This is a genomic window from Phormidium sp. CCY1219, assembly GCF_055795085.1.
This window is the reverse complement of sequence record NZ_JAYFEQ010000209.1, coordinates 21,241-30,621: the sequence shown is the minus strand read 5'-3', so window position 1 is coordinate 30,621 and position 9,381 is coordinate 21,241. Positions and strand designations below refer to the sequence as shown.

11 protein-coding genes and 1 tRNA gene are annotated in these 9,381 nt (G+C 49.8%); 9 read left to right on the top strand and 3 right to left on the bottom strand.

The window, feature by feature from the left end; genetic code table 11:
* Positions 1–126 precede the first annotated feature (126 nt).
* A complete protein-coding gene (locus tag AC0QH1_RS01670) occupies positions 127–1,149 on the top strand; it encodes an aldo/keto reductase (protein ID WP_324629015.1) in 1,023 nt (340 codons plus the stop codon).
* Between the two features lie 151 nt (positions 1,150–1,300).
* Positions 1,301–1,639: a c-type cytochrome gene (locus AC0QH1_RS01665; protein WP_324629014.1), complete on the top strand. Its 339-nt coding sequence runs from the start codon at positions 1,301–1,303 to the stop codon at positions 1,637–1,639.
* A gap of 85 nt (positions 1,640–1,724) precedes the next feature.
* Here AC0QH1_RS01665 and AC0QH1_RS01660 read toward each other — a convergent pair.
* Positions 1,725–1,797: transfer RNA gene (locus AC0QH1_RS01660), tRNA-Thr, on the bottom strand.
* Positions 1,798–1,875: 78 nt separating this feature from the next.
* Positions 1,876–2,460 carry an endonuclease dU gene (locus AC0QH1_RS01655; protein WP_324629012.1) on the bottom strand — a complete coding sequence of 195 codons (585 nt, stop codon included), beginning with the start codon at positions 2,458–2,460 and terminating at the stop codon, positions 1,876–1,878.
* A 125-nt stretch (positions 2,461–2,585) separates the two neighbouring features.
* Between AC0QH1_RS01655 and ureE the strand changes: the two genes are divergently transcribed.
* From ureE to ureG, 3 genes are all read left to right on the top strand, one after another.
* Positions 2,586–3,029, top strand: coding sequence for an urease accessory protein UreE (gene ureE, locus AC0QH1_RS01650; protein WP_324629011.1), 444 nt, complete (start codon positions 2,586–2,588; stop codon positions 3,027–3,029).
* An 80-nt stretch (positions 3,030–3,109) separates the two neighbouring features.
* Entirely contained in the window at positions 3,110–3,793 is a 684-nt protein-coding gene (locus AC0QH1_RS01645) for an urease accessory protein UreF (protein ID WP_324629010.1), read from the top strand.
* 53 nt (positions 3,794–3,846) lie between these two features.
* Positions 3,847–4,443: an urease accessory protein UreG gene (gene ureG / locus AC0QH1_RS01640; protein WP_324629018.1), complete on the top strand. Its 597-nt coding sequence runs from the start codon at positions 3,847–3,849 to the stop codon at positions 4,441–4,443.
* Here the strand turns inward: ureG and AC0QH1_RS01635 are convergent.
* Complete coding sequence (locus AC0QH1_RS01635) at positions 4,402–4,575, bottom strand: hypothetical protein (RefSeq protein ID WP_324629009.1); 174 nt, start codon at positions 4,573–4,575, stop codon at positions 4,402–4,404. The genes ureG and AC0QH1_RS01635 overlap by 42 nt on opposite strands.
* Position 4,576: 1 nt before the next feature.
* Between AC0QH1_RS01635 and urtA the strand changes: the two genes are divergently transcribed.
* The 4 genes from urtA (at position 4,577) to urtD (ending at position 9,225) form a co-directional block, all read left to right on the top strand.
* The gene (gene urtA / locus AC0QH1_RS01630; RefSeq protein ID WP_324629008.1) at positions 4,577–5,899 is read left to right on the top strand and encodes an urea ABC transporter substrate-binding protein; all 1,323 of its coding nucleotides are present in this window, start codon (positions 4,577–4,579) and stop codon (positions 5,897–5,899) included.
* A gap of 89 nt (positions 5,900–5,988) precedes the next feature.
* Positions 5,989–7,146 (top strand): ABC transporter permease, encoded by a 1,158-nt coding sequence (locus AC0QH1_RS01625; RefSeq protein ID WP_324629007.1) that lies wholly within the window; start codon positions 5,989–5,991, stop codon positions 7,144–7,146.
* A 179-nt stretch (positions 7,147–7,325) separates the two neighbouring features.
* Positions 7,326–8,444: an urea ABC transporter permease subunit UrtC gene (gene urtC / locus AC0QH1_RS01620; protein WP_324629017.1), complete on the top strand. Its 1,119-nt coding sequence runs from the start codon at positions 7,326–7,328 to the stop codon at positions 8,442–8,444.
* Between the two features lie 25 nt (positions 8,445–8,469).
* Positions 8,470–9,225 carry an urea ABC transporter ATP-binding protein UrtD gene (gene urtD, locus AC0QH1_RS01615; protein WP_324629006.1) on the top strand — a complete coding sequence of 252 codons (756 nt, stop codon included), beginning with the start codon at positions 8,470–8,472 and terminating at the stop codon, positions 9,223–9,225.
* Positions 9,226–9,381: the final 156 nt, after the last annotated feature.

Sequence of the window (9,381 nt, the reverse complement as noted above, 5' to 3'; positions counted from 1 at the left end):
AAGGCCCTTTTGGAACCTTACCCTGCCCACGTTTCGGAGATTTTCCTTGACTTTTGGCAGGAACGAATCGCACGTTACTTTCGTATTTTACAATACCCACAAGTATAGCCACCGAGAGGGGGGAGAATGAAGCTACCCGAATCCAGTCGAATCCAGTTGACTCCAGATTTGAATATCTGTCGCATTTTAAACGGGATGTGGCAGGTTTCTGGCGGTCACGGACGCATCAACCGCAAACAAGCGATCGCATCCATGTTTGACTATATGGATGCCGACTTTACCACCTGGGACTTAGCAGACCATTACGGACCAGCAGAAGATTTTATCGGCGAATTTCGCCAGCAAATCATCCACCAGCGCGGTCCAGAGGCCCTCGCCAACCTGCAAGCCTTTACCAAATGGGTGCCGAGACCCACTAAAATGACCCGTCAGGTGGTGGAGGAAAATATCGATATTTCTCGTCAGCGCATGGGCGTAGAATCCCTAGACTTGATGCAGTTTCACTGGTGGGAATATGGCAACCCGAATTACCTCGATGCCCTCAAATACATGGCAGAACTGCAGGCGGAAGGGAAAATCAAGCATTTGGCGCTTACCAATTTCGACACGGAACATTTAAAAATTATCCTGGATAGCGGCATTAATATTGTCTCCAACCAAGTGCAGTTTTCCGTGCTCGATCGCCGTCCAGAAGTGAAAATGGTAAAGTTTTGCCAGGAAAACAATATCAAACTCTTCGCCTACGGCACCCTAGGCGGCGGTTTATTTTCCGAAAAATATTTAGGCAAGTCGGAACCGGGTTGGGGAATGTTCCAGACTGCTTCTTTGAATAAATACATGAATATGGTTAAGGCGTGGGGCGACTGGACATTATTTCAATCCTTGTTGCAAACCCTGAAAGAGATTGCCGATAAGCATGGGGTGAGTATTGCCAATGTAGCGGTTAGGTATGTGTTGGAAAATCCAGCGGTAGCCGGTGCGATCGTGGGCGCGCGCTTGGGCGTTTCTCAACATATCGAAGACAATGCCAAGGTGTTTGAGTTTAGTTTAGATGCAGAAGATGTAGAAAAAATTCAGGCAATTGGGGAGCGATCGCGCAATTTATTCGAGTTAATTGGCGACTGTGGCGACGAATATCGGCGCAGATAGAAAAAGCCCCACAACCCCGATATTATTGTGCGAGAAATAGTCGCCCAAAAAATGAGTCCGCCAAGGCGGACGCCAACTTGGTTCGGCGCGATTTCAATCGAGCGCATTTTATGTTCTTATCGCTCCAGTTGTCAAGATTCATAGGAGAAAAATGGCCAAAAAACTGATTAAAATTGTACTGCTGGCAGTGGTAACCATCGCCCTGACTATTCAGCCACCGGCGATCGCGGCAGAACTGGCAAACGGCGCGCAAATTTTCACCGTGCAATGTGCCGGCTGTCATCCCAATGGCGGGAACATCATTCGCTGGTGGAAACCCCTGAAAAAAGGTGCGTTGAAACGGAATCATTTAGAAACCTTGGAGGCGATCGCCGCATATGTGGCGCGGGGCAAAAACCCGATGCCAGCCTATCGCGATCGCTTAAATGACAAAGAACTCGAAGATGTCTCCGCCTACGTATTGCAACAAGCCGAACGGGGGTGGAAATAAGCGGTAATTTGGCAACAAAAAGAGCGGCAGATTGACCGAGGAAAATCTGCCGCTAGGTTTTTACCTCTACGAATAATTTGCAAAAAGCCGATGGCGGGACTCGAACCCGCGACCGCCTGATTACGAATCAAGTGCTCTACCAACTGAGCTACATCGGCGCGTTTCACAATAGTTTATTATAACAGAATGTTTGGCGATTGGCTAGCGGTGCGGCAAAAAATTTTTTTTCCCCTCGCTTACGCCGAACTGCCGCTTACGCCTGTGACCACAGCCGCCCCGATTAAATGGGCGAGGCGCAAGGCTTCTGGCACTTTGCCGCAGTCAGTCACTCGTTGCAGTGCCGAGGCAGCGATCGCCGGATCTTCCCCGCAGACTTGGAAAAAAAACGGCGGCACGTGATAAATCGCCCCCGCCCGCTGTAAAATCGACAAGCGTCGCTCGAAATGTGGCAACCGGGACATTGCCTCTTTCATGGGTGGCAATCGCGGATGGCGGCGCATCACGGCGACACAGGGCAGTTGCAATCGGTCCTGCAACCGGGGCAAGTCCACCAAGTTAAACCCGCCAAACCCAATCCCATCGAGCAAAACCAGGTGCAATTGCGGCAGGAATTTGCTGCCAATCAGCAGCTCGCAGAGGGTATCCGTGGCATCAAAGCCATCTTGGGTCACTTCCCCCCACAGCATCCCCTCGAAGCGAGTACCGGCGCACACCACCCCCGCGATCGCCACCTTGCCCCCAGCACCGCGAAGAAACGGCGCATCGTCAAACCCAATCACCCGAATGGTACGATTTTGTCGGAGTAAATCTTCCAGCTTCACGGCTTCTCTCAGTCAGTATATCCCTCATTCCCTCGTTCCTAGGCTCCCGCCTGGAACCCCACCGAGGCTCCGCCTCATCATAACAATTTGCCAAATAATCGGTCCGCTTGCTTATTATAAATTTCATGTTAACCTTAACCCAACATTTGCCACCGGACGAGGACGCGGTAACTCACTTTACCCTTTCCCTCACCGCAGAGGATCGCACCCGCAGTCGCCATCGGTTTACCACTGAGGAAGGACAAGCGGTTTATGTGAAATTGCCCCGAGGAACGGTTCTACGCGATCGCGATCGCTTAGCAACCGAAACCGGGGAAATTCTCGTCCTCGTCATCGCCAAACCCGAACCGGTTTTAACCGTTACCGGCAACAGCGCGATCGACTTAGTGCGCGCCGCATATCATTTGGGAAATCGTCACGTTTCCTTAGAAATTACGGCAACTTATTTGCGCTTAGAAGTAGATTCCGTGTTAAAATCCATGTTGCAACAATTTGGCTTAACCGTCATCGAAGAAGTGGCTCCTTTTGCACCGGAAATCGGCGCATATGGTCACCACCACGGACATTAAAAACCCGCGAGAAGCGGGGAAATTAAACCGGTTGGCTTCAGGGAGAAAAAATCAATTGACGGGAGAAAAAACCCTCGGTCATGTTAACCCCAACTGCCTTATTATCCTTACTGCAATTTGCCAGTCCTGGCTTACCCGTCGGCGCTTACAGTTATTCGGAAGGATTAGAAACCCTGGTAGAGCGAGAAATTGTTGGCGATCGCCACAGTTTGGCAGAGTGGATCGAGTGGGAATTGCGCGGGGGAACGATTCGCGTCGATGCGGCGGTAATGCTGCGATCGCACCGCAGTTTTGCCCGAGGCGATATCGCGCAATTGCAATACTGGAATGCCTGGTTATCGGCGGCCCGAGAAACCGAAGAACTGCGCGAACAAAGTTGGCAGATGGGCAATAGTTTGCTGCAGTTATTGTTCGCCATGCTGCCGGAAAAATTGCCAGAATTGCCGGAAATCTTTGCCGAAACCCCCTGCAATTTTGCGATCGCCTTTGGCATGGCAGCGGTTGCGGAGCAAATTCCCGAAGAAACTGCCGCGATCGGCTACTTGCACAGTTGGGCATCCAATCTCATCACTGCCGGGGTGAAACTCATTCCCCTGGGGCAAACTGCCGGACAACAGCTATTATTAAACTTACAACCGATGCTGATAGCCTCGACCCAAGAAATTCTCGCTTTAGAGGATAATAATCTCAGCAGTTGTAGCTGGGGGTTGTCATTGGCGAGTATGCAACACGAAACCCTCTACAGCCGCTTATTTAGAAGTTAAATTCCCAGAGTCAGGTAAAATTAAAATTCTACATCGTGAAAGTAAAAATGACCATGAATGCGTTTCGGGTGGGAATAGCAGGACCCGTGGGGTCGGGGAAAACGGCATTAGTGGATGCCTTGTGCAAAGGGATGCGCGATCGCTACAATTTAGCCGTGGTGACGAATGATATTTATACCCAAGAAGATGCCCAGTTTTTGGTGCGATCGCAGGCATTAGCCGGGGATCGGATTGTAGGGGTCGAAACCGGGGGATGTCCTCATACGGCAATTCGCGAAGATGCCTCTATCAATTTAGCGGCGATCGAACAGCTAGAACAGCGGATAGCCCCATTAGACCTGGTATTTCTCGAAAGTGGTGGAGACAATCTCGCCGCCACATTTAGTCCCGAATTAGTGGATTTAACCCTTTACGTCATCGATGTTGCCGCCGGGGATAAAATTCCGCGAAAAGGCGGTCCGGGGATTACCAAATCCGATTTGTTGGTTATCAATAAAATCGACTTAGCGCCCCTGGTGGGAGCAGATTTAAGAGTGATGGAACGGGATGCGAAAAAAATGCGCGGTCATAAACCGTTTATTTTTACCAATTTGAAAACCAAAGAAGGATTAGAAGGGGCGATCGCATTTATCGAGGAGAACATGGGTTAACCCTTGCCGTAGGTGAGCATTGCCCACCGTCTGAAAAAATTCTGTAGTCAAAACTACAATTGCCCAGATTAACCATCCTTTAATATCGAGGGTGGCGATCGCAAGCTGATTTCGATAGGAGTTGACTCGCAAAATGACAAAAAAATTTGGTCGGCGGAAATTTTTATGGTACGGTTCTGCCGCATTGGGAAGCAGTTTTCTACTCAAAGCTTGTAGCGACAATCCCGCTGCAGAAACCAACGCCTCAACCACTCAATCCACGGAATCCGAAAGTGCGGGTGAGGGAAACACGATTAAAGTCGGCATTTTGCATTCCCTTAGCGGGACAATGGCAATTAGCGAAAAAAGCGTCGTGGACGCCGAATTACTAGCGATCGAACAAATCAATCAAGCCGGCGGAATTCTCGGCAAAAAAGTAGAAGCGATCGTCGAAGACGGCGCATCAGATTGGCCCACCTTTGCCGAAAAAGCCAGCAAATTAATCGACCGAGATAACGTCGTCACCGTATTTGGCTGCTGGACCAGTGCCTCGCGCAAAGCCGTTTTACCCGTCTTTGAATCCAAAAACCACATGCTGTGGTATCCGGTACAATACGAAGGTCAGGAATGTTCTAAAAATATATTCTACACCGGCGCAGCCCCCAACCAACAAATCGAACCCGCCGTAGATTGGCTACTAGAAAATAAAGGCAATAAATTCTTCCTCATCGGGTCGAACTACGTCTTTCCGCGCACCGCAAACACGATTATCAAAGCCCAACTCGCCGCCCAAGGCGGAGAAACCGTGGGAGAAGACTATATCGAACTCGGCGGCACAGAAGTCACCCCAATTATTACCAAAATTAAAGCCGCTTTGCCCGAAGGAGGGGTCATTTTTAACACCCTCAACGGCGATAGTAACGTGGCCTTTTTTAAACAACTGCAAGGGGCGGGATTAACCCCAGATAAATATCCTACCATGTCCGTGAGCATTGCCGAAGAAGAAGTCAAAGCGATCGGATCTGAATATCTCCAAGGGCACTATGCCGCCTGGAACTATTTCCAAACCGTAGACACCCCAGAAAACCAGAAATTTGTCGAAGCATTTAAAGCCAAATATGGCTCCGATCGCGTCACCAACGATCCGATGGAAGCGGCATATATCATGGTCAACCTCTGGAAACAAGCGGTGGAAAAAGCCGGGAATGCAGCGGATCTCGAAGCAGTGAGAAAAGCCGCATGGGGGCAAACCTTCCAAGCGCCAGGAGGCATCGTCAAATTATCCCCCAACAATCACCTGGCGAAAACCGTGCGGATCGGTGAAGTGGGGGAAGATGGCATGTTTAAAATTATCTATGCCACCGAAGCACCCGTAGAGCCAATTCCCTGGAATCAATATGTTGCCGAAACCAAAGGATTTGCCTGCGATTGGTCCGAGCCGACAAAAGGTGGAAAATACAAAATGGAAGGGGTTTAAAGGAATTTAGCATGAACCGTAGGGTGGGCATTGCCCACCACAAACGAACTCAAACGTAGGCCAATTGAAAACCCAAACCCCTGAATTAAATGGAATTATTTCTCACCAGTGTATTTAACGGGATAAGTGTTGGGGCGGTGTTGTTAATTGTCGCCCTGGGCTTGGCGATCGTGTTTGGCATCATGGGCGTCATTAACCTGGCGCATGGAGAATTGATGATGCTGGGGGCTTACACCACCTTTGTGGTGCAAAATGGCTTTAAATTTTTGGGCGATGTGGGGGTAGAAATTTACATTATTTTTGCCTTGCCCTTGGCGTTTTTAGTTGCCGCTGGGGTGGGATTAATCTTAGAAAAGGGGGTGATTCGCTATCTTTACGGACGTCCCCTGGAAACCCTGCTGGCTACCTGGGGGGTAAGTTTGATTTTGCAGCAATTTGTCCGCAGCGTCAGTTGGGCGATGGTTGTGGGAATTGCGGTGTTTTGCCTGCTGTTTTTTGGCGGATTTTGGGCGATAAAGCGGTGGGGAAAGTGGCGCAGAATTCCCCAATGGATGGGGGCGGTCATGTTGCCCTTATCGGCGGGCATTGCGATCGCCGCCAGTGTGGGGTTGGGGCAGATATTTAAGTTAGGCGCAACTCAGCCTTGGTTTGGGGCGCAAAATGTAGATGTAACCGCACCGAGTTGGTTGCGCGGCGGGTTGCCGGTGGGCAATTTTCAACTGCCTTACGCGCGGTTGTTTATTATTGGGTTAACGATTGTTTGTGTGGTGGCGATTTACCTATTTTTGTTGCGATCGCCCTGGGGATTGCGAATTCGCGCCGTGACCCAAAATCGCAGCATGAGCGCTTGTTTGGGCATTCCCACTCAAACTGTGGATGCCCTGACGTTTGCCCTGGGTTCCGGGTTAGCTGGAGTGGCCGGCTGTGCGATTAGTTTGCTCGGTTCCGTCGGTCCGAATACGGGACAAAATTATATCGTAGATGCCTTTATGGTGGTGGTCGTCGGTGGCGTGGGCAAACTCATCGGAACCGTGGTTGCTGCATTGGCGATCGGGACTTTAAATTATTGCATTGGTTCGGGAATTTTACCTGTCATTTTAGCCCCGATTCCGCCCCTGGCTGAATTTTTGGAATTTTTTGCCACCACCAGTATGGCCAGAGTGATGGTATTTGCGTTAATTATTCTCTTCCTTCAGGTGCGTCCTGCTGGTCTTTTCCCGCAAAAAGGTCGCGCGGTGGACGCTTAAGAAAGAAGGGGTGAAAACAGGAGAAATAGAAGGGAGAGGCAAGTCTGATGGAAGAGGAAAAACAAGGGGAACAAGGCCAGGAAATGACGGAGGAGCGAGAGGAAATTGCAGAATATGGAATCAGGAATTTAAACTTTATTCAAAAAGTATCGAATTTTTCTAGACAGCGATCGCGCCTGATGGAAGCCGCCATTGTGGGAGCGATCGCCCTGATTTTAATTATCGTCATGCCCCTGGTACTCTCCAGCTTTCGCCTAGAACTGTTGCATCGCTATTTAGCCTTAGCGATCGCCGCTTTGGGAATCGATTTGATTTGGGGATACACGGGCATGTTGAGTTTGGGACATGGGGTGTTTTTTGCATTAGGCGGATATGCGATCGCCATGCACCTGAAATTACAATTTCCTGCCAACGCCAGCAGTCAGCTTCCCAACTTTATGACCCTTTATGGCATCAACGAACTGCCTTGGTTTTGGCAACCCTTTCATTCCTTTCCCTTCACCCTGTTGGCGGTATTTCTGATTCCCGCCTTATTAGCCGGCATCCTCGGCTATCTCGTTTTCCGCAACCGCATCCGAGGGGTGTATTTTTCCATTTTAACCCAAGCCACAACCATTATCTTTTTTAACTTCTTCAACGGTCAACAAGAACTGATTAACGGCACCAATGGATTAACGAACTTTAACACCCTGCTCGGATTTCCCGTCAACGACGCCAAAACCCAGTACGGTTTCTATATTTTAACCGTGGTGTTACTAGCCGGCGCTTATGCCCTCTGTCGCGGGTTGACCAGCGGGCGATTTGGACGCTTGCTAATTGCCATTCGCGACGATGAAAGTCGCGTGCGGTTTTCTGGCTACAATCCCACCGGATTTAAAGCCCTGGTGTTTGCCATTTCCGGCGCATTAGCGGGCATTTCTGGGGCTATGTTTACCCTCAGAAGCGGGATTATTTCCCCCGAAGCAATGGCGATCGACTTTTCCATCGCAATGGTGATTTGGGTCGCCGTCGGGGGGCGCGGCACCTTAGTGGGAGCCATTCTCGGAGCTGTGTTAGTCAACGCTTCCAAAAGTTTATTTAGCGAACAATTCGCCGATATTTGGCTCTTTTTCCAGGGGGCATTATTCCTGTTTGTGGTGATGGTGCTGCCAAACGGAATTGTCGGGTGGTTGCGCCAATCCAGTGGGGAATTTGTTCGCCGAGTGATTCGCCATCCCCGCTATGTCATTACCTATCCCAGCTTAGAAGAAGACCCAGAAGTGCAGGGGGAACGAGAAAATTTAGAACCGCGATCGTAACCAGTCCCAAACCCAGAGGTACAGCGTGAGTGCGAGAATTCTAGAAATCGAAAACTTAACCGTGAGTTTTGACGGATTTAATGCCTTAAACCAGCTCAATTTTAACATGGAAGCCGGGGAGCTGCGCGTAGTCATCGGGCCAAATGGAGCCGGAAAAACCACCTTTTTAGATGTCATCACCGGCCAGGTGAAACCCACCGCAGGACGAGTCCTATTTAAAGGGAAAAACCTGCGGTCTTACTCCGAACATCAAATCGCCCGCCTCGGTATCGGACGCAAATTTCAAACCCCCCGGGTTTATCTCAACCTCACCCCTCGGGAAAACTTAGAACTATCGGTCAATCGCCAGAAAAATGTATTCGCTACTTTGCTGAAAAAGCCCACCTCTGGAGAACGAAAAACCGTCCGCAGCTTGTTAGAAACTATTGGCTTAGTTGCCAAATCCGATATCAAAGCCGGATTGCTTTCTCACGGGGAAAAACAATGGTTGGAAATCGGGATGCTGGTGGCTCAGTCTCCCGATTTGTTGCTGGTGGACGAACCGGTGGCTGGCTTAACCGATGAAGAAACCCGAATTACGGGCGAATTGCTGCTGTCTTTGGCAGAAAGTCACTCGATTATTGTCATCGAACACGATATGGAATTCGTGCGACAAATTGCCCGGAAAGTCACGGTGTTGCATGAAGGTTCCCTATTGTGCGAAGGGACAATCGAAGAAGTGCAAAATGACCCGCGCGTTATCGAGGTTTATTTGGGAACTGCGCCAGAAGATGCGGCCTAAGTTATCGGTTAGAGCCGGGTTTGGAGGCAGCGCCTTCCCTGTTTCGTACCCAGACAGGGGAAACCAGCACAACGAGCAATTTGTTGTAAAATTATATTGTGCTGTGCGAGCTTATAGGGCGCTACTGAAGTAAAAACAGGATAAATTAAACGCAAA

What these genes read in the sequence shown, in the direction of transcription:
- AC0QH1_RS01670 (WP_324629015.1), top strand. Translation starts at nt 127, where the DNA reads ATGAAGCTACCCGAATCCAGTCGAATCCAGTTGACTCCAGATTTGAAT.
- AC0QH1_RS01665 (WP_324629014.1), top strand. Translation starts at nt 1,301, where the DNA reads ATGGCCAAAAAACTGATTAAAATTGTACTGCTGGCAGTGGTAACCATC.
- ureE (WP_324629011.1), top strand. Translation starts at nt 2,586, where the DNA reads ATGTTAACCTTAACCCAACATTTGCCACCGGACGAGGACGCGGTAACT.
- AC0QH1_RS01645 (WP_324629010.1), top strand. Translation starts at nt 3,110, where the DNA reads ATGTTAACCCCAACTGCCTTATTATCCTTACTGCAATTTGCCAGTCCT.
- ureG (WP_324629018.1), top strand. Translation starts at nt 3,847, where the DNA reads ATGAATGCGTTTCGGGTGGGAATAGCAGGACCCGTGGGGTCGGGGAAA.
- urtA (WP_324629008.1), top strand. Translation starts at nt 4,577, where the DNA reads ATGACAAAAAAATTTGGTCGGCGGAAATTTTTATGGTACGGTTCTGCC.
- AC0QH1_RS01625 (WP_324629007.1), top strand. Translation starts at nt 5,989, where the DNA reads ATGGAATTATTTCTCACCAGTGTATTTAACGGGATAAGTGTTGGGGCG.
- urtC (WP_324629017.1), top strand. Translation starts at nt 7,326, where the DNA reads ATGGAAGCCGCCATTGTGGGAGCGATCGCCCTGATTTTAATTATCGTC.